Origin of the sequence: Ohessyouella blattaphilus (assembly GCF_024721265.1) — a bacterium.
Taxonomy (GTDB): Bacteria; Bacillota; Clostridia; order Lachnospirales; family Lachnospiraceae; genus Aequitasia; species Aequitasia blattaphilus_A.
Window position 1 is genome coordinate 1 of the sequence record NZ_JAMXOC010000004.1, and the last position, 25,220, is coordinate 25,220.

The 25,220-nt window shown below is 38.7% G+C and carries 28 protein-coding genes; 24 read left to right on the top strand and 4 right to left on the bottom strand.

The features are described 5' to 3' along the window. The 22 genes from NHH16_RS15715 to NHH16_RS04475 all read left to right on the top strand — a co-directional run. Nucleotides 1-107: sugar transferase (locus NHH16_RS15715; RefSeq protein ID WP_262068485.1), on the top strand; the 107-nt coding region annotated here is incomplete at its 5' end. Nucleotides 108-294: 187 nt separating this feature from the next. Next, a complete protein-coding gene (locus tag NHH16_RS04375; protein ID WP_262068486.1) occupies nucleotides 295-555 on the top strand; it encodes an acyltransferase in 261 nt (86 codons plus the stop codon). An 11-nt stretch (nucleotides 556-566) separates the two neighbouring features. Beyond that, nucleotides 567-1,433, top strand: coding sequence for a LicD family protein (locus tag NHH16_RS04380; protein WP_262068391.1), 867 nt, complete (start codon nucleotides 567-569; stop codon nucleotides 1,431-1,433). Beyond that, nucleotides 1,423-2,292 carry a LicD family protein gene (locus NHH16_RS04385; RefSeq protein WP_262068392.1) on the top strand — a complete coding sequence of 290 codons (870 nt, stop codon included), beginning with the start codon at nucleotides 1,423-1,425 and terminating at the stop codon, nucleotides 2,290-2,292. The genes NHH16_RS04380 and NHH16_RS04385 overlap by 11 nt, the downstream gene beginning before the upstream one ends. Continuing rightward, entirely contained in the window at nucleotides 2,289-3,101 is an 813-nt protein-coding gene (locus NHH16_RS04390; RefSeq protein ID WP_262068393.1) for a LicD family protein, read from the top strand. Before NHH16_RS04385 ends, NHH16_RS04390 begins: the two co-directional genes overlap by 4 nt. Nucleotides 3,102-3,123: 22 nt before the next feature. Then, nucleotides 3,124-3,840, top strand: a complete 717-nt coding sequence (locus NHH16_RS04395) for an IspD/TarI family cytidylyltransferase (protein WP_262068394.1) — start codon at nucleotides 3,124-3,126, stop codon at nucleotides 3,838-3,840. Between the two features lie 9 nt (nucleotides 3,841-3,849). Then, the gene (locus NHH16_RS04400; protein WP_262068395.1) at nucleotides 3,850-4,899 is read left to right on the top strand and encodes an NAD-dependent epimerase/dehydratase family protein; all 1,050 of its coding nucleotides are present in this window, start codon (nucleotides 3,850-3,852) and stop codon (nucleotides 4,897-4,899) included. After that, entirely contained in the window at nucleotides 4,899-5,951 is a 1,053-nt protein-coding gene (locus tag NHH16_RS04405) for a glycosyltransferase family 2 protein (protein ID WP_262068396.1), read from the top strand. The genes NHH16_RS04400 and NHH16_RS04405 overlap by 1 nt, the downstream gene beginning before the upstream one ends. Before the next feature lie 19 nt (nucleotides 5,952-5,970). Next, on the top strand, nucleotides 5,971-7,041 hold the full coding sequence (locus NHH16_RS04410; protein ID WP_262068397.1) for a polysaccharide pyruvyl transferase family protein: 1,071 nt from the start codon (nucleotides 5,971-5,973) through the stop codon (nucleotides 7,039-7,041). 45 nt (nucleotides 7,042-7,086) lie between these two features. Continuing rightward, nucleotides 7,087-8,298 carry an O-antigen ligase family protein gene (locus NHH16_RS04415; protein WP_262068398.1) on the top strand — a complete coding sequence of 404 codons (1,212 nt, stop codon included), beginning with the start codon at nucleotides 7,087-7,089 and terminating at the stop codon, nucleotides 8,296-8,298. Continuing rightward, a complete protein-coding gene (locus NHH16_RS04420) occupies nucleotides 8,273-9,808 on the top strand; it encodes a lipopolysaccharide biosynthesis protein (RefSeq protein WP_262068399.1) in 1,536 nt (511 codons plus the stop codon). Before NHH16_RS04415 ends, NHH16_RS04420 begins: the two co-directional genes overlap by 26 nt. 5 nt (nucleotides 9,809-9,813) lie before the next feature. Beyond that, a complete protein-coding gene (locus tag NHH16_RS04425; RefSeq protein ID WP_262068400.1) occupies nucleotides 9,814-10,800 on the top strand; it encodes a Coenzyme F420 hydrogenase/dehydrogenase, beta subunit C-terminal domain in 987 nt (328 codons plus the stop codon). A gap of 18 nt (nucleotides 10,801-10,818) precedes the next feature. After that, the gene (locus NHH16_RS04430; RefSeq protein ID WP_262068401.1) at nucleotides 10,819-11,007 is read left to right on the top strand and encodes a 4Fe-4S dicluster domain-containing protein; all 189 of its coding nucleotides are present in this window, start codon (nucleotides 10,819-10,821) and stop codon (nucleotides 11,005-11,007) included. A gap of 380 nt (nucleotides 11,008-11,387) precedes the next feature. Beyond that, nucleotides 11,388-12,044 carry a hypothetical protein gene (locus tag NHH16_RS04435; protein ID WP_262068402.1) on the top strand — a complete coding sequence of 219 codons (657 nt, stop codon included), beginning with the start codon at nucleotides 11,388-11,390 and terminating at the stop codon, nucleotides 12,042-12,044. A gap of 203 nt (nucleotides 12,045-12,247) precedes the next feature. After that, complete coding sequence (locus tag NHH16_RS04440; protein WP_262068403.1) at nucleotides 12,248-12,562, top strand: helix-turn-helix domain-containing protein; 315 nt, start codon at nucleotides 12,248-12,250, stop codon at nucleotides 12,560-12,562. A 493-nt stretch (nucleotides 12,563-13,055) separates the two neighbouring features. After that, on the top strand, nucleotides 13,056-13,253 hold the full coding sequence (locus NHH16_RS04445) for a hypothetical protein (protein ID WP_262068404.1): 198 nt from the start codon (nucleotides 13,056-13,058) through the stop codon (nucleotides 13,251-13,253). Between the two features lie 70 nt (nucleotides 13,254-13,323). Further along, nucleotides 13,324-14,541, top strand: coding sequence for a site-specific integrase (locus NHH16_RS04450; protein ID WP_262068405.1), 1,218 nt, complete (start codon nucleotides 13,324-13,326; stop codon nucleotides 14,539-14,541). Nucleotides 14,542-14,991: 450 nt separating this feature from the next. Continuing rightward, a complete protein-coding gene (locus tag NHH16_RS04455) occupies nucleotides 14,992-15,393 on the top strand; it encodes a DUF3796 domain-containing protein (RefSeq protein ID WP_262068406.1) in 402 nt (133 codons plus the stop codon). Next, nucleotides 15,374-15,574, top strand: coding sequence for a helix-turn-helix transcriptional regulator (locus NHH16_RS04460; RefSeq protein WP_262068407.1), 201 nt, complete (start codon nucleotides 15,374-15,376; stop codon nucleotides 15,572-15,574). The genes NHH16_RS04455 and NHH16_RS04460 overlap by 20 nt, the downstream gene beginning before the upstream one ends. 125 nt (nucleotides 15,575-15,699) lie before the next feature. Further along, a complete protein-coding gene (locus NHH16_RS04465) occupies nucleotides 15,700-16,317 on the top strand; it encodes a hypothetical protein (RefSeq protein WP_262068408.1) in 618 nt (205 codons plus the stop codon). Between the two features lie 127 nt (nucleotides 16,318-16,444). Further along, nucleotides 16,445-17,098 carry a hypothetical protein gene (locus tag NHH16_RS04470; protein WP_262068409.1) on the top strand — a complete coding sequence of 218 codons (654 nt, stop codon included), beginning with the start codon at nucleotides 16,445-16,447 and terminating at the stop codon, nucleotides 17,096-17,098. A 56-nt stretch (nucleotides 17,099-17,154) separates the two neighbouring features. Beyond that, entirely contained in the window at nucleotides 17,155-18,066 is a 912-nt protein-coding gene (locus tag NHH16_RS04475; protein ID WP_262068410.1) for an aminoglycoside phosphotransferase family protein, read from the top strand. Between the two features lie 50 nt (nucleotides 18,067-18,116). On the opposite strand, the gene NHH16_RS04480 is transcribed toward NHH16_RS04475, so the two are convergent. After that, nucleotides 18,117-18,251, bottom strand: coding sequence for a helix-turn-helix transcriptional regulator (locus tag NHH16_RS04480; protein WP_262068411.1), 135 nt, complete (start codon nucleotides 18,249-18,251; stop codon nucleotides 18,117-18,119). Between the two features lie 74 nt (nucleotides 18,252-18,325). Then, complete coding sequence (locus NHH16_RS04485) at nucleotides 18,326-18,628, bottom strand: hypothetical protein (RefSeq protein WP_262068412.1); 303 nt, start codon at nucleotides 18,626-18,628, stop codon at nucleotides 18,326-18,328. Nucleotides 18,629-18,779: 151 nt separating this feature from the next. Here NHH16_RS04485 and NHH16_RS04490 point away from each other — a divergent pair, with 151 nt between their 5' ends. Together NHH16_RS04490 and NHH16_RS04495 are read left to right on the top strand one after the other, a co-directional pair. Further along, a complete protein-coding gene (locus NHH16_RS04490; protein WP_262068413.1) occupies nucleotides 18,780-19,346 on the top strand; it encodes a hypothetical protein in 567 nt (188 codons plus the stop codon). A gap of 238 nt (nucleotides 19,347-19,584) precedes the next feature. Continuing rightward, nucleotides 19,585-21,642 (top strand): HelD family protein, encoded by a 2,058-nt coding sequence (locus NHH16_RS04495; RefSeq protein WP_262068414.1) that lies wholly within the window; start codon nucleotides 19,585-19,587, stop codon nucleotides 21,640-21,642. Between the two features lie 36 nt (nucleotides 21,643-21,678). Here NHH16_RS04495 and NHH16_RS04500 read toward each other — a convergent pair whose 3' ends face one another. Continuing rightward, entirely contained in the window at nucleotides 21,679-23,265 is a 1,587-nt protein-coding gene (locus NHH16_RS04500; RefSeq protein WP_262068415.1) for a response regulator transcription factor, read from the bottom strand. Further along, nucleotides 23,258-25,006, bottom strand: coding sequence for a sensor histidine kinase (locus NHH16_RS04505; protein ID WP_262068416.1), 1,749 nt, complete (start codon nucleotides 25,004-25,006; stop codon nucleotides 23,258-23,260). The genes NHH16_RS04500 and NHH16_RS04505 overlap by 8 nt, the downstream gene beginning before the upstream one ends. Nucleotides 25,007-25,220: the final 214 nt, after the last annotated feature.

The following is a 25,220-nucleotide window of genomic DNA, read 5'->3' on the forward strand; positions in this document are numbered from 1 at the left end:
TGGTAGCGCTAGATACAAAGTATATTGCCAACTGGAATATCTGGTTAGACATAAGGATTATTTGGAAGACGATACAGGTGGTGTTTAACGGGAAGGGTGCGGCTTAGTGATAGAGGAACGGATATGAAATTAATTAGAAGATATCGCAATTTGTTAAGAAAATCATATTTTACCTTATTAAGAAACGGGTAAGCTAGAGCAAATTATTTAAGAAAACATAATGCACTACGTTCCATTGGTGAAAATGTATACTTCCATTCTCGGATATATCCATCTGATCCCCAGCTGTTAAAGATAGGGAATAATGTATTTATCGGAAGTGATGTGACAGTTCTACCAGGCGTGAAGATTGGTGATAATACCATAATTGGTGCAGGAGCAATTGTTTCTAAGGATTTGCCCGGTGGATTTCTTTGGGGTGGCGTACCGGTTAAACGCATAGGTGATTTTAATGTATTTGTAGCTAAGCGTAAAGAAAAAATGCAAGAAAAACTAAACACTGATGAGTTATGGAGTCAATTTGACTTAAGGCATAACGAGATGGATTTGCACTGAGGAGAGACGGAGTGGTAGAAAAGAAATGGAAATCACTATACAACAATAGTGATAATGATGAGTTGCGAAAACTACAATTAATAGAGCTAGAGATTATAAAACTCTTTGTAGAGATATGTGAAAAATACAATCTGAGGTACTACTTAGTTGGTGGTTCCATGCTTGGAGCTGTGCGTCATAAAGGCTTCATTCCTTGGGATGATGACACAGATGTGGGAATGCCAAGACCAGACTATGAGAAATTCCTCGATATTGTTGAGAATGAGCTACCAAATGATTACGGTTTTCTCAATTATAAGCGTCATAAGGAGTATAAAAGATATTTTAGTAGAATTGTGAATATGAAAGTGAAAATTCATAATGGCTCGAACACAAAGGCCATTGTTGAGAACGTATGGTTAGACATTTTTCCCTTTGACGGAATGCCTGCGAATCCTGTAAGACGTCAGTTGCATTTTTGGCATCTAACAGTGAATCGTTTTTTTTATCACGCCTCCTGTTTTGAGGAATTAGTTAATCTAAATCGTCCAGGTCGAGCGTGGTATTTACAAGTTGCTATTAAGGTTTTGTCGGTGATACGCATTGGTAGAAACTTAGATACAAAAAAAATCTTATTAAAAATCGAAAAAGGGTTGATGAAATATTCTTATGATGACAGTTCTTACATGGTTAGTTTTTTTGGAGCTTATTTAGCTAGAGAGATTATAGACAAAAGAATATTAGGACAGGGTGCAAAATATCAATTTGAAGATTTGGTGTTAAATGGTCCCGAAAGGTACGATGAATTTCTAACACATTTTTATGGTGATTATATGAAGCAGCCAAAGGATACTCTTAAGGATAAACATAATATTATGAGGATAGAATATGAGCAGTAGGAAGTTCAAAAAAGAGCTTATTTTTACCAAAGAGGATTGCGGTGAACCGATAAGCTTAGAAGAGCATCGGCAGATTATTATGCAAATGCTAGAGTCGTTGGTTGCTTTTTGTGTTAAGCATCATATTCGTTATACACTATCAGGTGGAACTTTGCTTGGAGCGATTCGCCATAAAGGTTTTATTCCTTGGGATGATGACATTGATATTAATATGCCTAGGCCAGATATTGAAAAATTGTATAAGATTTCTAAGGGAAAGATTGATAAATATCTCCTTGTAGCCCCTGGAGAAGATAGATTTACGGGTTCCTTTTATCGACTGTATAACTTAGATACGATTATGGAAAATGAATTAGGAATGAAGAACAGCAAGCCGACGTATAATCCGGTTTTTGTTGATATTTTTCCAGTTGAAGGTCTTCCTAAGTCAAATATCCTAACGAACATCTATTATTTTACTGCCACTATTCTTAGAAAGACAATGCGAGTCGCTCAGCGCAGCAATGTTGCGGCAAAAAACAGAAAGGAATTGCTTCTAAATTATTTAGGATACTTACCTTCGAGAATAATCGGATATAAGAGATTAGTTAGGTGGTTTCAAAAGTATATTCAGAGTATTCCCTTTAATAATGCGGAATATGTAGGGGTTATGTCGGCGGCAAAGCACACGACGGAAGAAAAGATAGATAAGAAAGGTTATCTCACCCCCATTGAAGTTGAGTTTGAAGGGAAGAAATATCGAGGTCCCGCAAATTATGACGCATATCTTTCTCAGCTTTATGGTGAATATATGAAAATGCCGCCAATTGATAAACAGAAAACTCACCATACGTTCAAAGTGTTTCGGAGAAAAAAATGAGTGAAAAAATAGCGAAGATACAAAAAATCGTGTTTGAGATTTTAATAGATATTGATGAATATTGTCGAGCGAATAATATTCAGTACTTCTTGTCGGGGGGGTCTTGTCTTGGCGCTGTTAGACATTCCGATTTCATCCCTTGGGATGATGATGCCGATATAATGATGCCACGCATAGAATATCTGCGTTTTTTTAAAGGATTTTCAAAGACGTACGGTGATAAATATGGAATGTCAACTTTGGAATTGGATGAAGAGTGGAAAATACCATCCGGAAGGATCTGGAATCTGAAATCTGTATCGAGGAATATCAATTTGGATATGAAAAGCATAGGGATCTTTGTTGATGTCTTTCCAATCGACGGACTTCCAAAAGAGAAAAAGCGGCAAATCAAATTCTTTAAAAAAATTAAGAGGATGAATATAATGCGGCATGCCGCGCTGCGAGTTCAATTCAAAAAAAATGAACACTGGAAAATTCCAAAGCGCTTCATGGCTATTTATTGCAAGGCTAAAGGAGCAAGGTATTTTGCGGAAAAAATCCAAAATGAGGCACTTAAATATAATTACGAAGATGCGGATGAGGTTGCCGTTAGTATGGCATGCCATTATTGGGAAAAGGAAATTATTGAAAAAAGACACATGGAATCGGCAACATTGCTAGAGTTTAACGGAAAGGAGTTTCCGGTTCCGGTAGGCTATGACACTTATTTACGCAATTTATACGGAGACTATATGCGTATACCTCGGGATGTATCCGAACAGGGGTATACCCATCTTGGACACTGGGAAGTAAGTATCGAAGAATAGTTTTGAAAAGGAGATTGAGGAAATGGCTAATGTTGGTTTATTAATTGCTGGAGGGTCTGGTAATCGTATGGGACAAAGTATTCCGAAGCAATTTTTGACAGTAAATGAGCGTCCTGTAATTGTATATACATTAGAGGCGTTTCAGAAGCATCCAGAGATAGATGCGATAGCGGTTGTATGCATATCCGGTTGGGAATCAATCCTTCAGGCATACGCGAATCAATTTAATATCACGAAACTTAAGCATATTGTGCCTGGTGGTGAGAATGGACAAGACTCAATTAGAGCTGGTGTGTATGAGTTGGAAAAACATTATGATTCAGAAGACATTGTCCTAATACATGACGCGATTCGTCCGCTAGTGTCTGCAGATATAATTTCCAATTGTGTGAGAACTACAAAGGAAAAAGGAAATGCCATCACGGTTATTCCTTGTGCAGAAGCAATGATGAAAACAGAAGACGGCGATTCAGCGATTGGGAGCTATCCGCGAGATATGTTAAAGAGAACACAGACACCGCAGGCCTTTCATATTGGAGATATTTGTGATGTGCATCGTCGGGCGGTTGCTGCGGGGGTTACAAATTCGGTGGCATCGTGTACCTTGATGATTGAGATGGGAGAACAAGTATATTTTTCCAAGGGTTCAGAAAAAAACATAAAGCTTACGACCGTTGAAGATATCGATATATTTAAAGCTCTACTCATGGCGAAAAGATCGGATTGGCTGAAAGGGTGATAGCATACGATGAACTTATATAAGAGTAAAACTTATTTGGATGATCTTAGGGTAGCTTTAGCAGCGTCGGTTGGAATTGCGGAGATGAAAAACAAAACCATTCTGGTGACAGGTGCAACAGGGACGATAGGCTCATTTATTGTCGATATGTTGCTCGAGTATAACAAAAGCGGTGCCAATATCACCATTTTCGCAACCAGTAGAAATAAAGAGCGGTTAGAGGAGCGATTTAAGGTGGGTAAAACGGACCTGCTTACATATGTAACGTATGACTCATTAATCCCGGTTGAGTTTGTGTTTTCCGTAGATTACATCATTCATGCTGGGGGAAATGCTCATCCAGCAGCGTTTAATGCAGATCCGGTCGGTACGATAAGGGGGAGTGTTGTTGGTACCTATAATTTACTAGAGTATGGGCGCAAGCATGGAGTAAAAAGATTCTGCTATATCTCCTCAGGAGAAGTATATGGTCAGGGAGATATGACGGTGGACTCTTTTGACGAAGACTATAGTGGATATATAGATTTGCTTTCTCCTAGATCTGCGTATCCGATGGGCAAAAGAGCGGCGGAAACTTTATGTGCTTCTTATACAAAGCAGTATGGATTAGAAACCGTAATTGTACGCCCTTGTCATACATACGGACCAGGAATTACTGACAGTGATAGTAGAGCCCATGCTCAGTTCATTCGTAATGTACTGAATGGGGATGACATTATTATGAAAAGTCAAGGAACCCAGAGGAGATCTTATTGCTATATTGCAGATTGTGCTTCTGCCATACTAACGTGTCTAATCAAGGGTGAATCAGGCAAAGCGTATAACAGTGCTAATTCAGGAGCAAGCATATCAATAGCAAGGTTAGCTCAAATTATTGCTAGCTGTGCTGGCAGAAAGGTTGTATTCGCAGAGCCAGATATTAGCGATTTAGCAAACAGAACACCCATTGCAAAACAAGTGCTTAGTAGTGCCAAGTTAGAGGCTTTAGGATGGGAAGGTAAATACTCTGTTGAAGAGGGTGTTGCCCATACACTAACAATACTTAGGGGTGAGTTATAATGTTCAAACAGAATGTAACCATAGAACCGCTGTTAAGCGCAATTATTCCTTACTATAACGTGGGGCGTAACCTTATAGAAAACTGTCTTGAAAGCATTCTTGCGCAGTCCTATCAGAATTATGAAGTGATAATTATCGATGATGGAAGCGAAGACGAGTTTTCCTTAATAGTAGATGAGTTATCAAATAAAGACCAAAGGATAAGCGTTTGGCATCAAGATAATCAAGGGGTTTCTGTTGCAAGAAACCTAGGAGTAGAACTGGCAAAGGGGGATTATGTTACATTTGTAGACGCAGATGATGAAATTGCTCCATTTTTTTTTGCAGAGGCAATGAGAATAATAATTGATACAGATGTTGATGAAGTTATCGGAGCAAACATAACAACAGATAATATAGCTATGGAAATAGAGAAGGATGAATCAACTAAATACCGGATATTAAGTGGCCAAGAGCGATATTGGTTTCGACAACACCTTTTGGGCAAGGTATACAGGGTTGCAGATGGTGGTGCTGGAATTGGCAGAGGCTCAGTGGCGAGGATTATTAGGATGAGCATCGCGCGAAAAGTGAAGTTTAACTCCGAGTTAGTAATTTGCGAAGATGGAATTTGGAATTTAGAAACACTAAATAAATGTAATAAAATATGTGTTGTTGAACAGATTTGGTATAAATATTATCGCAATCCCCAATCGGCAACACGGAAATTCAATCCAGAAATCATACGACAATGCGAACAGTATTTTGCAGAAATACCAAAGCATATAGATATGGGAAAAGATGAAGATTACTGTGGGTACGTAGAAAGAATTATGGAGCTATTGTGGTTATTTGTGTATAAAAGCTTCTTAGGTCATCCTCAGGGAATTACTACGTTAGAAAAGGAAGCGGCAGTGCGACATTTGTATACAAGCAGTCCTTGGACCAAGATTAGCGAAGCAAGGTACTTTAGACTGACATCAAAAAAAAATAAGATAAAAAGTTTGCTATACAAGCATAAACTTCTATTGTTGTATTGGGACATAAAAGCGGCATGGAAGAAGTTGCACTAGTGGCGAGGAGGCAGATTGAGTGAAAAGAGTGGGAATAATCACGCTAACTGGTGAGAGGAATTACGGAAACAAACTTCAAAACTACGCGATGGAGCAAGTACTTATAAGTTTAGGATATAAAGTTGAGACAATTCGTGTGCTGAGTAAAGCGGAGAATAGTAAGCTATATAAGGAGATACTTATTAGAAATAACGTTCAGTATATGTTTCGGTTATTACTAAAGGGAAAGCGAAGGAATCGGGTAATTAGAAAAGCGAGATTCTTGACTTTTAATAAGAACTTACATCAAGCAAGTTTTTCCATTGGTATAGAGATGGGAGAGGCAGAGATTAGAAAGAAGCTTAATAGGTATGATTTTTTGGTTTATGGAAGTGATCAAATATGGAACCCTAATTTCTCGACTTTTTCGCAAATATATCTTGGGGAATATGCAAAAATGGAAAAGAATATTGCGATATGTGCAAGTTTTGGAATAGAACAACTGAGTGATGAGAGTGTAGTCAAGTTTAAAAAAGGGTTAAAGAACTTTCGAGCTATTTCTGTAAGGGAAGACGCAGGTAAACGTATTATTGAGGAGTTAGGTATTCAAACACCTATCTCTGTTTTGGTTGACCCAACCTTGATGTTATCACCAGATAGCTGGGGAGAGGTTGAATCTGAAATAGAAACACCAGAGAACTATTTCGTTAAGTATTTTCTAGGAAATCCCTGCACAAAGGAGCTGACGGTGATTAGCCAGATAGCTTCAGAACGTAGAGCTAGTATTGTCGATATTGGAAGAGAAGCCTGTCTCGGACCATCGGACTTTTTAAGTTATATACACCACGCAAGTTGCGTGTGTACAGACTCTTATCATGCGGTAGTGTTTGCGTTGCTTTTTGGTAAAGAAGTCTACGTATTTCAAAGAGTTGACAAGTATGATTCAATGAATTCGCGTATGCAGACATTGTTTAAAAAGCTTCCGTGCAAATTAGAGAGAGCCGAATCATATATTCATGTTTCGGCTGCAGAAGCAAAATCAGAGTCCTTGAAAGGATATATTAAAGTAGAGAGAGAAAAATTTAAGAAATTTATATTAATAAACCTGTAATTCTTCGCCTATATAGTCGTGGGAATTGGTGGAATGAGGTGTGGAATGAAAATTAAAGCAGACAAAGCTTTAATCATAACGATTTATATCCTTTCTTTTTTAATTGCGATTTCTCAATTGCGGTATCAACTATATTTACAAAGCATATGGTTTAGGATATATCGGTATTCAATATATTTATCCCTAATCTTTTGTGTTGTGGTGCTGATATACAGCTGGAGAAAGGGAAAAGTAACAAAATTATCAATATTGCTAGTCGGATATCTAGCATATGAATTAATTGTCTCGTATATTACAGGGATGTCTTCATACCGTACGGAGATAATTTATGATGTTTTACCTTGGCCACTGCTGTGGTGTACCTTTTATGAATACTTTAGGAAAAATGATATTCCGAAATGCTTCAAAGCAATTACGATTGTTGGCCTTACAATTTGCTGTGTACTTTCGGTGCCTAACATAGCCAGTCATTTAACGGATTATGGACGAAGAGGGGCGGTTATATTTCCGATATATTTTACGTTTGCTTATCTGACAGTAATCCTTTTGGATAGCACGAAACGAATGAAGTTAGTGTTTAGCGCTCTGATAATGGCGCTTCTTATCATGTCGACAAAAAGAGCAGGCTTTTTAGCAACATTTTCAGGTGTTGCGGTATATTTTTTTATTGATGCCTATGTCTCATCAACATTGAAGGAAAGGTGGAAGAAGTATGGTCGTTTTATAATTGGTGGAATCATAGTGGTCGCTATCGGGATTTACTCGATTAATAATTACGAGATAGCGATGTTTGAGCGGATAATGAGCATATTTGATGATGCCGGGTCTAATCGCATCTATATTTGGGAAGATGTTATGAACCATTTTCAAGAGTCATCAATACTTGAGAAGCTTTTTGGACATGGTTTTCATGCAGTTTTTTATAAGGTTCAACCATACGGTTATCCTAGGATGGCACATAATAGTTTTATGGAAACACTATATGACTACGGGATAGTGGGGCTTGGGTACTTGCTAATAATAATAGGTCAGCTTTTTCGATACTTTTATATGATGTTAAGAGAAAAAAGTAGATATGCAGCTATTATGGGATATACTTTAATGCCGATATTGTACTTAGGACTCTTTAGTTATTTTTTTGAGGAAACGAAGATAATAGTTCCTTTTGTAATTGCTTGGGGAATCATGATGGGACAAATGTCTTCGCTATATAAAAATAGGAAATGTGAGAATGAAGATAAAAATGAATCAACGTAAATCAGGAGTGATATTATCATACATATCACAAATGATTCATATACTATCTGGACTAATCTATACTCCAATTATGCTTAGGTTATTAGGTCAGAGTGAGTATGGCCTTTATCAACTTGTATACTCGACTGTTTCGTATTTAAGCCTTCTAAGCTTTGGATTTACGGCCTCCTATATGCGTTTTTATTCTAGAGCAAAAGCATCTAAGGATGAGGGAGAGGTTGGACGCCTAAACGGCATGTTCATTACTATCTTCATGATTATGGCGATAGTTTGCCTTTTCTGTGGAATGGTTATGGTGGCGAATATCGAAAGCATTTTTGCAGAGGGCCTTACGGCGAATGAGTATTCCATAGCAAAGATACTTATGACCTTGATGGTCGTAAATCTGGCATTAACCTTTCCTAATAGCGTTTTTGACGCATTTAGTTCGGCACACGAGCGTTTCTTTTTTCAAAAACTACTTGTGGTGTTACAAAATCTAATGAACCCATTTCTTGCACTTCCCTTGCTTTTACTAGGATACGGCTCAGTGGCAATGGTATCAGTAACCACTTTCTTGACGGTAGCAAAACTAACTACAAACATTTGGTTTAGTATTAAAAAGTTGCAGGTGAAAGTCGTATTTAACGGTTTCCACTTCCATTTACTCAAGGAGATGTGGGTATTTACATTTTTCATCTTCCTTAATCAGATTATTGATCAGATAAATTGGAATGTGGGAAAATTTCTTCTCGGTCGTTTATCTGGTACTGCGGCGGTTGCAATCTTCGGACTAGGTACACAGATTAACTCGATGTATCTCCAACTATCTACTTCAATATCAAATGTGTTTGTACCAAGAGTAAATCAAATCGTCGCCACTACGAATGACAATAGAGAACTAACCAAGCTATTTGCTAAAGTTGGACGTATCCAGTTTATTGTATTGAGTCTCGTGTTGTCAGGATTTATTTTCTTTGGTAAAGAATTCATGATTTTTTGGGGTGGAGAAGGATACGGCAATTCGTACTATGTTGTTTTACTTCTGATTATACCCGTAACCGTGCCACTGATACAGAACCTAGGGGTGGAGATTCAAAGAGCAAAGAATATGCATAAAGCGAGATCTATGGCGTATCTATTTATGGCCGCTATAAATATTTTTATAAGCATTCCGTTAATTAATACGCTTGGATCGGTTGGCGCGGCTGTGGGAACTTGCTTTTCGTTAGTAGCAGGTAATATTGTATTTATGAACTGGTATTACCAAGCTAAGATAGGAATTGATATTGTCTATTTTTGGAAAGAGATTGCCAAGTTTGTTCCCGGTTTTATATTACCAATTGTGACAGGGATAGCTTTTAATTACTTATTTGAAATGAATTCACTTCTTGAAATCGCAGGTCTTGTATTAATATATGCGATGGTATTTGGAGCTTCGATGTATCTTTTTAGCATGAATGAAGAGGAAAGGCAGATAGTGAAGGGGCCGCTGAGAAGAATAATTAAAAAAAGAGATGGTAGGAGATAAAAGGGATGCAATCAATACCAATCAAAACATATGCAGCATATAGTCTAGATGACGCGGTGAGGAGTTGTAGTTCCTCAGGTGCGATTTTTTCCCTACTTGCGGAGCTTATTCTCGATAGGCAGGGGGTCGTATATGGAGTGAAGATGTCCGCAGACTGCTATGGAGCTGAGTTTACATCGGTAACGGATAGAGCGGAGCTGGGAAAACTACGCGGATCAAAATACTTACAAGCGAAAGTCGGCGATACGTACAGAAAAGTAAGGAGGGATTTACAGGTAGGAAAAACTGTTTTGTTTACTGGAACAGGATGCCAGGTAAATGGCCTAAAGGGATTATTAGGACAGGATTATGATAATCTTATTTGCGTAGATGTGATTTGTCATGGTGTCCCCTCACCTGCATTATGGCGCAAATATGTTGCGAGTAAAGAACAGCAACAAGGCGAGAAACTTAAGCGAGTAAATTTCCGATGCAAAGACTTGGGATGGAGTAACTTTGGCGTAAAAGAAGTCTTTCAAGGAATCGTTATAAAAGAAGAATATATTCCGCTGAAAGAGAGTTCTTATATGCAAATGTTTCTTCATAATTACAGTTTAAGACCATCGTGCTATCAATGTAGGGCAAAAAAGGAGAAGCAGTCAGATGTGACGATAGCGGATTTCTGGGGAATTAATGACGTGGCAGTTGAGATGAATGATGAGCTAGGGGTCTCGCTTGTATTAATACGATCGAAGAAAGGCGAGAAGGTTATTGGCGATATATCTAAAGGTCTATGTTTGAAGGAAGTATCGTATGAGGCGGGAGTGAAAAAGAACCCATCAGAGTATTACTCGGTTGCCAAACCACCGCAAAGAGAAGCTTTTTTTGAAGACATGACGAAAATTAGTTACTTAGAGTTGTCGCGAAAATATCTAACGACAAAGAAAAGACCCTTTAAAGCTGTGGCTAAAAAGAAGATTAAGGCAGGGCTAGAGCTGTTATTTAGGGAGTAGAAGGTAGGAAGAGAGAATATGGCAGAGATTCCTATATTATTTGAAAGAAAAGAAGAATGCTGTGGTTGCACAGCTTGTTATGCTATTTGTTCTAAAGGCGCTATAAGTATGCGTGAAGATAAAGAGGGTTTTGAGTACCCCGTTATTGATAAAGAGAAGTGTGTAAGCTGCTACTCATGCCTACATGTCTGCCCTTTTAAGAGTTAAATAAAGGAGATTACACCCCAAAACGGCTTTTTATGACATTCAAACAACTGTTGGTTACAATTTTGTTGAAAAAAGACTACCCTTTTGGCATTCGAAAAGCAACTTTGATTCGACACTGGGCAAGGAGACGGGTCCTTCCATTGGAGAAACGCAAAAAAGACGGGTATTCTCTTTTGCAAGCCCCTCTTTTGCTAAAGATGCTGGGGACATAGAAGAAATACTAAAGGATAAACGGTATGCGGTGTAGGATGCTACCATTGACGAGCTCATTCGTTCAAGCGAAAAAGCCGTTTTAACATTATTAAGGAAAAAGCAATCTGTAGTGATAGTGACGCCGGTAGGTGTCATAAAATGTCGCTTAACGTTTTGAGGAAATGAAGATGACAAACAAAAAATGTAAAAACAAATTTATTGGGATAACAGTGATACTTGTATTAGTATTTATTGTATTGTCGTTGTCACCTATAGAAGTACTAATCAAGAGTATACTGACGCCTAGCATACAGGAGGAGGTATATGTTGAATATAAAATTACTGAGGAAGAGTCAGGAGAAGAGGTACCTTCTCAAACTATACAACCAGGATCCAAAATCATAACATTTGCAAAAGCACTTAAATATGCCATTTTGGCGTTACTAATGATTTTAGTTGGGAAAGGTTTGTACAAAAAGATATTAAAGAGGTTTGAATATACCTATGATGCTAAGAAATGGATTAGAGTAATAGAAGTAATTGCTGTTTTGTTAGCGGTTCTCACGCTATTTTCTTATGATCGTAGTGAACCTCAGTACTATGTCAAAAGAAGTGAAATTATAGAGGGAGAAGCAAATATTCAGGTACATAAATTCGCAGAGGTTTCATCATTTCTAAAAAATCCTGATAATTCATTAGATGGCATGAGAGAGGCGGCGGTTGATTGTTTAGAGCAGTTTTATAAAGTGTGCGAGATTCTAACAATTGCTTTTGGTGTTGCGATAATTCCCATTAATTATTATCAGGAACTACATGATGAACACATAAATAAATCTAAGAAATAAAGCAGAATCTAAATATGTTTACAGAAGGCTCTATGCCGTTTGTTGGGTTGGGATGCTAGCGCATTTTGCTCTAACTTTGGCATAGGGCCGTTTTATATGGAAAGTCTATGACTTTCCGATTGTATAAAACTAGGACAAAAATAACGAGTTATCATGACTCCCAGTCTCTTCAAATACTGCTATGAACCTAATAAAATCAAAGTATGGATAATCAAATTGGAAAAACAATCAAGAAATATCGAACTCAAAAAGGGTTAACTCAAGAAGAGCTTGGAGAGCTAACGGTAATTACGGCAAATTATATCTCGCAAATTGAGAGGGGTAAGAAGAGTCCAGGCCTAGCGACAATTACAAGACTGTCAGAAGTGCTCGAAATACCGATTACAAAACTAATTGGCTCTACACATAAGGAGTATAAGTATCAGGATATATTATCCGACCTTTCAGTTTGTGATCGAGAAGAGATAGCGATTATCTCAATTGTACTAGAACTGCTGTTGTCCCTAAAGAGGAGGTGATGGCTTATCAGTTGCCGATAGTCTTTTACGAAGACTGCCGAGAGCTGATAAGCTTGCTTAAAATTGAATAGCTAATATGTTTGGAACAAACCCCAAAACACGCGAGTGATATAAGTAGAGTAGCTTCGCCATGAAATATCTGCCCATAAAGGGTACAGGCTAGGGATCGTAGTAGAAGATGCCAAGGTATGTTAGCGGCAGCTTATATAGGTAACTCATAGTGGTTGCTTTAAATGAGGGGGATAATGATACTTCTGGTCGTGAGGAGCGGTCAGCTCGGGGTAGCTTCGGGGATCTGCTTATGACAAGTAAAGGGCTGTTATAGGAAGATATGATGATTTAGAATCAGCTAGGCATATTCCTGATGGCAAGGGGCGGGGATAAAATTGCTATCGAAGTTCGATGGTTAGCCACAAGTTTTAATTATGCTAGAATTATGAGATATGATGAAACCTCATGATTTTAGCGTTTTAATACAAAGAGGAGGAGCTGTATGAAAAAGACATCAATTAGAGAGATAACAGATGAAACAGTAACCGTAACTATGGAAGAGTTCATTAATCTTATTGGAGCCGGCCGTTATACAGCACATAAAATTGTAGATCAAGCAGAGGCGAAAATTTACATTGGCCGAAGAGTATTAGTAAACATGGAAAGAGTAAAGCGCTATCTAAATGAGATCAGTGAATAGTATTGACACGTATCCAATATAAACTATAATTAAGGTGGGATTTGGGTATGTTTGGTGGAGGAGAAATAGCATGGCTACTAAACGTGTTGATAGCAAAGGCAGAGTTTTGCCACCAGGTATTTATCAAAGAGTTGATGGAACATATGAAGCGCGGGTTACGTATAAGGGAAGAAGATATTCTTTATATGAACCAGACCTTGTCTTGATTAAGAAGAGAAAAGTTCTTTTTATGGCAGACTTGGAAAATGGAGTTCAGGGTGTTACATCAGATGTAACCTTAAATCATTGGTTTGACATGTGGCTTGAGAACTATAAGAAAAGAAAGATAAAGCCAATTACATACCGAAACTACCAAAAGTATTGGGAGTGGTATGTATCAAAGGAGATTGGCATGATTCCGCTAAGGGAGATTAAGCGCATTCAATTAGTTCGATTTTACAACGGGCTAATGGAAAAGAAAAACCCATTATCTTATGGTACGGTTACCTATATCAATAATATTGTGAATGGATGCTTAGAACAAGCGGAATTTAACGATCTTATTCGAAAGAATCCAGCGAATAAAATTCTCAAGGAGTTGGTAAGGAAAGAAGGAAAAAAGAAAGATGCAATTACTCATGAGCAAGAAGAACTATTTTTTAGCTATATTGAGGGGCATGTTTTCTTTGAACGGTATCGTCCAATGTTTATGGTCGCTTTCGGTACAGGGATGCGAGCCGGAGAATTAACGGCACTGACATGGGAAGATATAGACTTTAAGAAAAGAGAAATCAGTGTTAACAAAACATTAGGGTTTGCAAAGTTTATTTCTGAGGAGGGGCATCGATATATTATTACAACTCCCAAAACGACCAATGCTGTTCGGGTGATTCCTATGACGACTAAGGTGTACGATGCACTGAAGCTACAGAAGAAATATCAGGAACGCTTATCTCTTAGACAAAATATTGTTGTTTGCGGATATCGAAATTTTGTGTTTCATACTCAAAATGGGAAACCTTATTATCCGGATTTGGTAAATATAGAGCTTAAGAGAATAGTCAAAGTGTATAATAAGGAAGAAACGATATTAGCCGAGGAAGAAGGCCGTAAACCAATATTAATGGAGAGATTTACACCGCATGTAATAAGACATACGTTTGCAAGTCGTCAATATGAATTGGGTATGGATTTGAAGATATTGCAAAAAATCATGGGACATGCTAAATATGACACTACCTTAGACATATATACTCATTGCAGTAAGAGCCAAGTTCGTGAGGAGATGTTTAGATGCAATGAAGACTAGAAAAAAATGTGCAATTGTGGTAAACTGAAAATAGCTTAGGAAAGGCTTAAATACGCGATTCTTTCGACTTTGGTATTTTTTAATGTACCGAAAAGAGAATGTGTATTTTTCTACTACCACATTTTTTACCACACTTTCTACCAAATTTGCGGTAGAAGCAGATAGATTTAGATAGACAAGGATAGACAGTAAATTATTGATAAACGCTGTAAAATCAACGAAAGATGGCATTAGATGGATGAGGTTAGCTACGAGCATTATTACATTGCCCTGATGCCATACGTACAAGAATAGAATATGTATGCGAGAGCCGTCATTACTTCCGAGTAATGGCGGTTTTTTAATGGCGGAAAAAGAGAGTTGAGAGCATATTGACAAAGAAAAGAGAATGTTATATATTTATAACAATAAATGATACATATTTATAACTTTTTGAAAGGAGGGATTACGGTGGAAAGAAAGAATCCGTTATCTTATTTGGGTTGGTTTGGTATAGTAGGTATCGTCGGTATTAATACGGGAGATTTTTTGCTTCAACTTTTCTTGGTATACTTTATTTTCTTTATATATCGGTGGGTTCCCGCTGATGAGTTATTTTGGTTAAACGTACGGAGAGCAGGTTTAAGAGCTTTTATTTTCTTGATGGTTACAAATAGTTTAGCCATCATCTTTATTTCAATTATAGAAAATATCGGCAAATCACTACAGACTTATTTTGCTCCCAACTTCTTTTTGAAACTATTATGTATTCTATTTGCTATTTCTCTTTTGTATTTCATAGGCTTGCTTTTGTATTATAGTAGAGAAGAAAAAAAGTATTTGGAGAAGTCATATGATAAAAACCAAGATTAAGGAATACAGACGAGAGAGAAAAATGAGTCAGGAAGAGTTAGCTAAGCTTGTTAAAGTTAGACGAGAAACAATCGGACATCTCGAAAATGGTAAATATAATCCCTCGCTAAAACTTGCCTTAGATATCGCGAAGGTATTTGGAACGACAGTCGAGGATATGTTTGAATATGTTGATGAATAGATAGACTAACAATTGTACTATCTCTTGTGGTGGCGCATTCTGGCTATGTACTCTTTAAGAAAGAGGCTACAGATGAAAATCATATAAGTCAGTAAAGAGGTATGTAAAAAGAGGAGGTAATGTTGATGAGATTTCGATTATTGAAAGTGATACTTTGCATAGCATTATTTTTCTTAATGATAGGATGCACAAGTAGAAAGGATATTGAGGAACAGAACATAGAGGCAAATGAAGATAGCCAAGATAAGGTGGTTGACGGCATAATGTTTGAAGTATCAAAAGAACCAAATCCACCATATACAGAAGGCAAAGTTTACACAGAAGTAGTTTATCAAGAGGAACTCGAGGATATTGTTAGAAGCATGTCGGATATGATATCTACAGATGAAAAAGTGACAATAGAAGATATATGTCATGCAGAGCTTGTATACACGTATGCTAGACGACCAGAAATGATTTTGGTGGATTTTAAACAGGAATGTGGCATGCTTTGGGAACGAGATGCAGGTCTAAATTATGTGTCAATGGAATCGTATGCATCAGGGTCTTTTTCTTGTGTTTCAGAAGGCCAAAGAAAATATTGGGACGTAGGGCATGGCTATATAACTGAAGATGGCGTTGTTTATGTACACAATATGGCAGAGGATGAAATGGGTGAAATGACAAAGGAGCAAGAGGCGAAAGTTTTGCAACGTGAAAAGAAAACACATGAAAGAAGAATGAAAGCAAAGGAAAAAAGGTAACTGGAATTATATAAAATACGAAGATAAAGAAAACGGAATGAACGATACGCGGCAAGTAAAGCTTTTCAGCAGCTATAGTGACAGCAATGAAATCATCATAGATCAGGTGAATGAGGAGGTAATGTTGATGAGATTTCGATTATTGAAAGTGATACTTTGCATAGCATTTTTTTTCTTAATGATAGGATGCACAAGTAGAAAGGATATTGAGGGGCAGAACATAGATGCAAATGAAGATAGCCACGATAAGGTGGTTGACGGCATAATGTTTGAAGTATCACAAGAACCAAATCCACCATATACAGAAGGCAAAGTTTATACAGAAGTAGTTTATCAAGAGGAACTCGAAGATGTTGCGATAAGTGTTTCGGGAAAGGATCGGAGATTTACGATTGAAGATATTGAATATGCTGAAATTGTCTATAGCTACTCTATGTCGCCAGAAATGTTGATTGTTGATTTTACGAATGATTTAGACCAAAAAAGTGGGATTCTCTGGGTACGAGATGCAGGAAAGGTAATTCGATTTTCAGATACGCATATATCCTCTATATTTTCATGGGTACCTCAGGGAATGAAGTATTGCTTTGACGGTGCTGTGGGATGGAGTGATACAGGCTATTTTAAAGCGGACGGAGGAATTGTTTTTAAACATAATAGTTCAGATACAACATATGAAATACCTGAAGAAATAGAAGAGAGGCTTGCTTATACCGAGAAGAATTTCCAAGAACGGAGAGTTAAATTTAGGGATATTAAGAGGCGTCGAGAAAATAATTAAAAAGATTACGATGTATGATAACGTAATCCGTAGATATATGGAGGTATTATTATAAGATGGAGATACCAGAAAGTGCACGGCAAGGAATATACAAATGTTTAGGGGCTAAGAGCAAGGAATATTTATCTCAAGTGGACAAGCGTCTTGAAAAATATGTAGACTTATGGAAACTTTACGATTTGGCTTTTATGCCCACGGATACAGTTAATTTTTTATTCTCATGCCGGTCAGCTTTATACAAGGAATGTGTCTTAAAAATGTGTATTCCCGGCCCAGAGGTTGCAGCAGAGGTAGGCTGTCTACGCGCTTATGATGGCAAAGGTTATTGTAATCTCTGGGCATATGATTTATCTGATGATGTTTTATTGCTGGAACGGATAATTCCCGGCGAGCAAATGTGGTCAGTTAAAGATTACCGAGAGCGTGCAAGGCTAATGGCGACGACGATTAAAGGTCTGCCCATTCCATACGATGGATCGGGGCAGTATCCAACTTATCTTTCTTGGATGGAAGAGATACATCGCAAACTAACAGATATGGGTGGATTAGAGGATGTACTGTTTTTTCTAAATGAAGCTATGAAGATTTACGCCGAATTGAAACATCGCCACCATCAAGAGTGCTTGCTCCATGGTGACTTGCACCAAGAAAATTTGCTGCTCAATTCAAGCGGCGGCTATACGATCATTGATCCTAAAGGTGTGGTTGATGACCCTATAATGGAGACATCTCGATTTTTGATAAACGAAATGCCATGCGAAAAAGATAAAATCATCGAAATGGCCGAAATAATGAGTCCTATCATTTCAGTATCAGTTGAGGATATTTTGAAAAGCATGTACGTAGATACAGCGCTTAGCCATAGCTGGCGCATGGAAGAACACTTCCATACGAGAGAGGCTTTCGATGAAGCAAAACAGGCTGTTATAGACACCTGTAAATTTGTCCATGGTCTTATGAAGGAATAATTATCGCCATATGTAGAAACGGATACCACCTTTGCAGGGAGTATCCGTTTTTATGAGATTGAATCAATAGAACTTTGAAATAACGAATCAACGGTTGAAGATAGTTGCTTAGCCAATTCAAAGGCTAAGGTTAAGGAAGGATCGTATTTATTATTTTCAATTGCATTTATTGTTTGTCTTGTCACCCCACAAAGCAGCGCTAAATCTTCTTGCGAAAGCTGCTTTTTTTGCGAAATTCCTTAATTCTATTTATCATTTATTACCCTCCGTAATGATATTTATAATATAAAGAAATGAAGTAAACAATGGCGATGGTGTTTAATAAACTAATAGGATGCATTAAGTCATCAATGCCTATTAATACAAAAGAGATTCCAATAAGACGTAGTAATAATATTGCAATTATAATTAATAATGTCTTTGATGCAGCCTTCGTTATAATTAAGTCTCGACGTTCATCGTCATTCTTCTTTAAAGAATAAAGCAACAAAAAAATGAGAAGTGTACTAGCAACAAGAATGGTAAAAGATAAGATTGTAGCAATTGAGTTAAAATTTTTCATTTTACGATCCTCCTTGTTTAAGTGATAGTGTTTGCTAGATAGAGATTTGTGAGAGTTAGGTTTTAGTAAATTTGGAATGAAATATGTTAAATCCTGATTTTATTGCGTAAACGCGGACAGATAGCGACAGTACAATTATAAGGAGAACACCATGAGGAAAATCATTGTTTCGGTATGCATGATTTTAATGCTTATTTTAACAAGTTGCAAAGAAGACAAAAGCACAGACACAGAAGTTTTAAAGCCACAAAATGATGCTGCTGAAGTAGAGGGAGCGATAACCACCTTTCCCATTAACGATTCTTTAGAGTTCCAATACCGCCTTCAAGATGATTGGATAGAACTAGATTCCTTTAGAGATGAAGACTCTGGTTACTATAATATCTCGTATGGCAAGGAGGGAGATCTTGGTTCTGATACCATAACCTTATCTTATACAAGACTACCTGGTATGGTTACAATTGCTCAAGCACAGGACTGGATTGATGGAAAAGTATTATATTATCAGCAAAGTGCTGATGAGGTGACTTCTGAAAAAAATGGTGACTTGGACGGAAAGCCTATTTATTTAATTACCATGATAGACGCGGTATCAGTAAAGAGAGAATATTGGGTGATTAATGACGATGAGGTTTTTATTGTCGATGAGCAGAGTGTTGCCGGAGGCGAGGATGAGGCTTCTGGGGATACACAGGAACAAACAAAACTTATTCTGTAGACCCTTCAATGGGTTGTTGAGTAAGAGATTTTAGCCAATAACAAAGGACATGACCACGGTCATGTCCTTTGTTATTTCGTCCTTTTTCTGTCACCAGAAATTTTAAGTACGACTATCATATAACATATCATATCCGAAAGAATAAGTCTATTCATTTCTTCTCCATCTGCTACCATTTAGTTGTAGCTTTGATAAGCTGTAACATACCCGAGAGATCAGAAAAAGGAGAGTATAACCAATGCAAAATCATGAAAATAAGGAAGAGAGTAGTCCGATATTTCCTGATGAAATTGTTCATTTGGATGCAATTAACAAAATGATAGATGAGGCACTTCTAGAAGCTCAAGATAGTGTGGAGCGCAGCGATAAAGAGTATATGGATATGAAGCGCTATATGGCAGAATATCGAGGGGAGTTAGACCCTCATGAGATGTTTCAGAATCAATTAGGCCTGCGGCAAATCGATAATACAGGCGCGTTCGCAGTTACGATAAGAGATAAGCTAGCAAAGCTTAAGGAGTCACCATATTTTGCCCGAATCGATTTTCGCCAAGATTTGGCAGATGAGGCCGAACCTTTTTATATCGGACGCTTTGCCTTTAACCATAAGAACAAGCTACGGATATCCGATTGGCGCTCGCCACTGGCGAGTATGTTCTATGATTACGAGGTAGGGCCAGCTAGTTATACGGCGCCAATGGGGAAAACCGACGGAGACTTAACCCGTAAGCGTCAGTTTAAAATTAAAGATGGTGTGATGGAATACGCTTTGGAAAGCAGTGCCAATATATACGATGACGTCTTGCAGCAGGAATTATCGCAAACTGCAGATGAGAAAATGAAGTCGATTATCGGCACGATTCAGAAGGAGCAGAATCAAATTATTCGGGACGAGAAGTCGAAAACCTTGATTATTCAGGGAGTAGCAGGTTCGGGAAAAACTTCGATTGCGCTCCATCGAATCGCTTTTCTGCTTTATCGCTTCAAGGAACAGATAACGGCTAATAATGTAACGATTCTTTCGCCTAATAAAGTCTTTGGGGATTATATATCCAGTGTCTTACCGGAGTTAGGCGAAGAGCCGATTTTTGAAATCAGTTTTGAAGACATTGCTCACATTCAACTAGAGAAGGTCATGGACTTTGAGGTGGATAAGGATCCTTTTTTGGAAGCCGACAAAGCGTGGATTTTGCGAAAGCAATTCAAATCTTCTCTTGAGTTTGTCAAGCGAATGGATGATTTTATCGCGGGGATGCCAGAGATCATTTTCGGGCCAGTGGATTATACTTACGGGCGCTTTACCTTCACTGCGGATAACCTAAGAATGCGTTTTGCCGCTTATAACAAGCATCCGGTGAAGCAGCGTTTGCAGATGCTGGCAGATGAGGTGTATGAGCGCTTTGCCACGGACAATTTTATGGAAGAGGATATTCCGAGAAGCAGAACCATCTTAAAAGCCCTTAAGGCGATGCTAAAGGTGAAAAATACTCTGGAGCTTTATCGGAAGTTTTACGAAGACATGGGGCAATCGGCGATGTTTGTTTTGGCGGGGAAAAAGAAGCTTGAATGGGGGGATGTATTTCCCTTTCTCTACCTTCACGCCGCTTATGAGGGGGTAAAGGAAAGTGGGGTGATTCGCCACTTGGTGGTCGATGAGATGCAAGATTATAGTCCGATTCAGTACGCCGTCCTTAATCGACTTTTCCCCTGTCCAAAGACCATCTTAGGGGATTTTGGTCAGAGTATCAATCCTCTCAGTCGCCATACTCTAGCCGATTTATTGAATATTTACGAAGAGGCACAGCTGGTGAAGCTTAATACAAGCTATCGCTCTTCGTATGAGATTATCAACTTTGCTAAGCAGATACAAGCAAATGACGAACTAAAGGCGATTAAGCGACACGGTCCGATTCCCGAGGTTATCGGTTGCGATTCGCCCCAGATTGAGATGCAGAAGTTACGGCAGTTAATCCAGTCGTATCGCAAGAGCAAGTATCACACCCTTGGTATTATCGTGAAAACGGAGGAGGCAGCGCGTATTCTGTTCGATTCGTTGCCTTCTGCTGAAGACCTTCACTTGATTAGTGACGAAAGTCGAAGCTTTGAAGGTGGTATATCCGTGACTTCTGTTCAGATGGCAAAGGGGCTAGAGTTCGACGAAGTCATTATTATGGATGTGGACCAAGAATCCTATCGGTCAGAATACGACCGGAGCCTCTTATACGTAGCCTGTACCCGAGCAATGCATCGCTTGAGCGTGCTATACGCTGGTAGTAGAAGTTTGCTTTTGCCATAACAAGGCGATCCTCTTGCTAGGTAGGGCTGGTTGCCACTAATTCTGACGATAGTCCTTGGGTTTGGTACCAGTTATTTTTTTGAAAATGCGAGAAAAGTATACTGGGTCAGGAATTCCCACTCGTTCAGCCACCTCATAGGTCTTTAGGGTGGTGGTGCGTAGGAGTATCTTAGCCTCTTCAACACGGAGATTTTGTACATAAGAGCTCAGATTCTCGCCCGTTTCTCTTTTGAAGAGACGGCTCAAATAGCTAGGGCTAAGATAGACGCTTCCGGCGAGTGTATCGAGGGAGAGGTCGCCGGAATAATTATGAGCAATATATGATTTTATTGCGTGGACGACCTGACCGGCTTCGGCATCGGTCTGAACGGTTTGGTTTAGAATTTGCTCTATGAAAGAAAAGGTATTCTCTTCAAGACTATCTAAAGATGTATTTTCAATTATATCTTTCAGAGCAGAAACACGATCTTTTGCCATAATTCCGTCAGCACCTGGCGTGAAAAGTAGGCCAATGGAAAACTGATGGATATACAGACAGATTGTATGCACGGTATCCATCGGCAGCTTATTCTCGCGGATATAGGAGAATAGAGAGACGAGAATTTCTTGTGAACGCTCTTGGTTTGGATTCTCAATGGCTGATTTTAAATGTCGCAAATCAGAATAAACACGCTCCATGACGTGTTGCGGTATAGCTGGTAATTGTTCAATGCTGATGACAGGAGTTTCCGGAGAATAGCGGGCAAATTGTGCAGCCTGCTTGGCTTGCTCGGCAACTTTATTCATCAGAAGCGGACTGTCGCAGTAGCTGCTGATTCCGATGGAGAGAATAAATTGGGGCATACTGTTCAGAATGCTGACAGCTTCTAAGCATTGCTTAGTCAGAGGGTAGCTAGAGTGAGCCTCTGCTACTACGTAGCAGGTCTGGTTGCCGTAAGGCAGAAAGTAGGTGGTACATTCTGTAAGACATTCTTTAAGGATTGTTTGAGCTTGCTGTAAGTGCATTGACATGCTCTCTTCATCCCATTCTGATATAGTATCCTCATCTTCAAAAAGTGGGGCAATATCTAAGCGAAGTAAATAATAGCCAGTTAGATTAAGTCCCAGTCTAGCCATGCGATTTATAACATGTAAATGTGAGCGCTCGATGCCTTGGAGTAGATCACGAAGGAAGAGATCACGTTGTAGGACCTGATTCTCTTCTTCTTTATCAGCCAGTTCCATTTTAAGTGCACGTCCAAGTCGCTCTTCATTAATATGTGATTTGGCTTTTTCGATAGCCCGGGTTAGGTTTTCTACCGTAGTTGGCTTTAGAACGAAGTCGACGACCCGATAGGAAATGGCTCGTTTGGCATATTCAAAATCGGGAAATCCAGTTAAAATAATCATTTTTATCCAAGGGTAATTCGTATGGATCGTTTCGGCTAGTTCGAGGCCATCCATTCCCGGCATGCGAATATCGCTAATAATAATATCGGGTTTTATTGTTTTGATTTGCTCAAGGGCGTCTAAGCCATCTTCTGCTTGTGCGACGATTTCACAATCTAAGCTGGTCCAGCGTATGCAGTGAATGAGACCTTTTCTGATAGAAGCTTCATTATCGACAATCATTACATTAAGCAATTGAAGGGCCCTCCTTTCCGGAATCTTGTGTGTGGTTTACGGGTAAAGTAAGTAGAATATCGGTTCCCTCACCTTGAATAGAGGTGATGGTCATTTTATACGGTTCGCCGTAAAGTAGCTGGATTCGTCGATTGATATTTTGCAAGGCCACATGATTGTGAGGGGCATTCTCATCTGTGGGACTATTTACATCCCAATTAATAGAATCTGTGTCAAAACCAATTCCGTTATCTGAGATACGAACACAGATAGAATCGACTTCTTCCCATATCGATATATTGACAAATCCACCTTCGCGCTTGTTCTCAAGGCCATGGACAATACTATTTTCCACAAGTGGTTGAATGGTTAGCTTTGGTAAGTAGTAATTGAGGATAACGGGATCTTCCAAATCAATTGTATAGGTTAGTTTCTCTTCAAAACGTTCTTTCTGGAGCTCCAGATAATAGCGGACATAACCGAGTTCGTCCTCGAAGGTAATAACCTGTTGATGTTTGTGGATGATATTGGCGCGTAGAAGTTGAGCAAGGTTAGAGACGATACGGCAGATGTCATCTTGGCCAGAGGCCAGACAACGCATATTAACAAGCTCTAGAACATTGAAGATAAAGTGTGGGCGAATCTGGGATTCTAGGAGGTTGAATTCGGCATCGCGTAGTAGCAAGCCTTTTGTATAGACCTCTTCAAATAGTTCCTTTAGCTGTCCGGTCATATCGTTAAAGGCGACAGCAATCTGGTCCGTCTCCTGATAAGGTGTAAGTTCCATCCTGACAGTAAGGTCGCCAGTAGCCAGTCGGTCTAGTTTCTGTGCCATTTGCTTGACGGGCTTAAAGACAAAATGAAAAAGAAGAATACCGGCGACTAAAGTGATAAAAAGAACAAGCATGGTAAAAAGAACCGATATTTTAGTTGTGGAATGAATGGTCTCAAAAATTTCTTGCTCAGGTATGTATAGATCGATTTGCAAATTATTAGGTGATAATTGCCGACCGGTATGATAATAAGTACTTCCGTCAATCGTTACATAATCTTCAGAGGTAGGGGTGGGAAGGGTTGTAAATCCAGTGCCACCATCCCCGGCGATAAAGGCGCTATTCGTATTGCGGAGCTGTACGACGGCGTTTTTATAAATTGTATCAATACTAGAGGCATTAATAAATTGATGGCTGTTGAGTTCGATAATAACTTTTCCAAGGGGTTTCATAGTCTCCATATTCAGATAGTCGACAATGTAATAGCAATAATCAGGGTATGAGGGGGTAATGTATAGGTCTCTGGCAGAATTTGCAGTGCCACATTCTTGATAGACTTGTTTCATTCGGGCAGCAGTTCCTTGGAATATTCCGCTGCGTAGAATGGATAGATATTGCTCGTCATCTTTAAGCAGGTAGATGCCGGTTACTACGTTAGAGTCGGGGAGGTTCCCTAGAAGAAACACTTTTCCGAGACCTTCTTCAATGGTCAGTCGTTCCATCTGTGAGGGAGGTTCGGTTTTGCGCATATATTCTTGTGTTAATGTATCGGTGGTTAGATAGTGGATAGTGCTACGTAATGTATCAAGAATAGAGGCGGTTTCATCAGCGTATTGATCAAGATAGAAAGAGGCGGTTTCCTTTGCGGTATTCTTTAATCGCGAGGAGACCGTGTGGTTGAAATAAGCTAGCGTGCATAGTACAGGAGTCAGAACCAAAGCACAGCAGAGCAGTATTGCAATCCATATAATTGACAATTTCTTTTTCATAAAATATCGACCTCCCTAGTTAATTCAATTTAACATATTTATTTTTGGAAAGAAACAAAGGATAAAATATTAACATTTTTTAGACAAAATAATTCTATTTCTTGCCAAGGGATAAGTAAGACACCAGTTCTTAAAAGAAAGAGAACACAAATATCCTACAGAGTGTGCAATGAACTCAATTGTTGGGAAGAAGTGGATAAGCTATAATGAAACC

Excerpts from the sequence above, each read along its gene's own strand:
- NHH16_RS04385 (WP_262068392.1), top strand. The coding sequence starts at position 1,423 with ATGAGCAGTAGGAAGTTCAAAAAAGAGCTTATTTTTACCAAAGAGGAT.
- NHH16_RS04390 (WP_262068393.1), top strand. The coding sequence starts at position 2,289 with ATGAGTGAAAAAATAGCGAAGATACAAAAAATCGTGTTTGAGATTTTA.
- NHH16_RS04395 (WP_262068394.1), top strand. The coding sequence starts at position 3,124 with ATGGCTAATGTTGGTTTATTAATTGCTGGAGGGTCTGGTAATCGTATG.
- NHH16_RS04400 (WP_262068395.1), top strand. The coding sequence starts at position 3,850 with ATGAACTTATATAAGAGTAAAACTTATTTGGATGATCTTAGGGTAGCT.
- NHH16_RS04405 (WP_262068396.1), top strand. The coding sequence starts at position 4,899 with ATGTTCAAACAGAATGTAACCATAGAACCGCTGTTAAGCGCAATTATT.
- NHH16_RS04415 (WP_262068398.1), top strand. The coding sequence starts at position 7,087 with ATGAAAATTAAAGCAGACAAAGCTTTAATCATAACGATTTATATCCTT.
- NHH16_RS04420 (WP_262068399.1), top strand. The coding sequence starts at position 8,273 with ATGAAGATAAAAATGAATCAACGTAAATCAGGAGTGATATTATCATAC.
- NHH16_RS04425 (WP_262068400.1), top strand. The coding sequence starts at position 9,814 with ATGCAATCAATACCAATCAAAACATATGCAGCATATAGTCTAGATGAC.
- NHH16_RS04430 (WP_262068401.1), top strand. The coding sequence starts at position 10,819 with ATGGCAGAGATTCCTATATTATTTGAAAGAAAAGAAGAATGCTGTGGT.
- NHH16_RS04435 (WP_262068402.1), top strand. The coding sequence starts at position 11,388 with ATGACAAACAAAAAATGTAAAAACAAATTTATTGGGATAACAGTGATA.
- NHH16_RS04440 (WP_262068403.1), top strand. The coding sequence starts at position 12,248 with ATGGATAATCAAATTGGAAAAACAATCAAGAAATATCGAACTCAAAAA.
- NHH16_RS04445 (WP_262068404.1), top strand. The coding sequence starts at position 13,056 with ATGAAAAAGACATCAATTAGAGAGATAACAGATGAAACAGTAACCGTA.
- NHH16_RS04450 (WP_262068405.1), top strand. The coding sequence starts at position 13,324 with ATGGCTACTAAACGTGTTGATAGCAAAGGCAGAGTTTTGCCACCAGGT.
- NHH16_RS04460 (WP_262068407.1), top strand. The coding sequence starts at position 15,374 with ATGATAAAAACCAAGATTAAGGAATACAGACGAGAGAGAAAAATGAGT.
- NHH16_RS04465 (WP_262068408.1), top strand. The coding sequence starts at position 15,700 with ATGAGATTTCGATTATTGAAAGTGATACTTTGCATAGCATTATTTTTC.
- NHH16_RS04470 (WP_262068409.1), top strand. The coding sequence starts at position 16,445 with ATGAGATTTCGATTATTGAAAGTGATACTTTGCATAGCATTTTTTTTC.
- NHH16_RS04475 (WP_262068410.1), top strand. The coding sequence starts at position 17,155 with ATGGAGATACCAGAAAGTGCACGGCAAGGAATATACAAATGTTTAGGG.
- NHH16_RS04485 (WP_262068412.1), bottom strand. The coding sequence starts at position 18,628 with ATGAAAAATTTTAACTCAATTGCTACAATCTTATCTTTTACCATTCTT.
- NHH16_RS04490 (WP_262068413.1), top strand. The coding sequence starts at position 18,780 with ATGAGGAAAATCATTGTTTCGGTATGCATGATTTTAATGCTTATTTTA.
- NHH16_RS04495 (WP_262068414.1), top strand. The coding sequence starts at position 19,585 with ATGCAAAATCATGAAAATAAGGAAGAGAGTAGTCCGATATTTCCTGAT.
- NHH16_RS04505 (WP_262068416.1), bottom strand. The coding sequence starts at position 25,006 with ATGAAAAAGAAATTGTCAATTATATGGATTGCAATACTGCTCTGCTGT.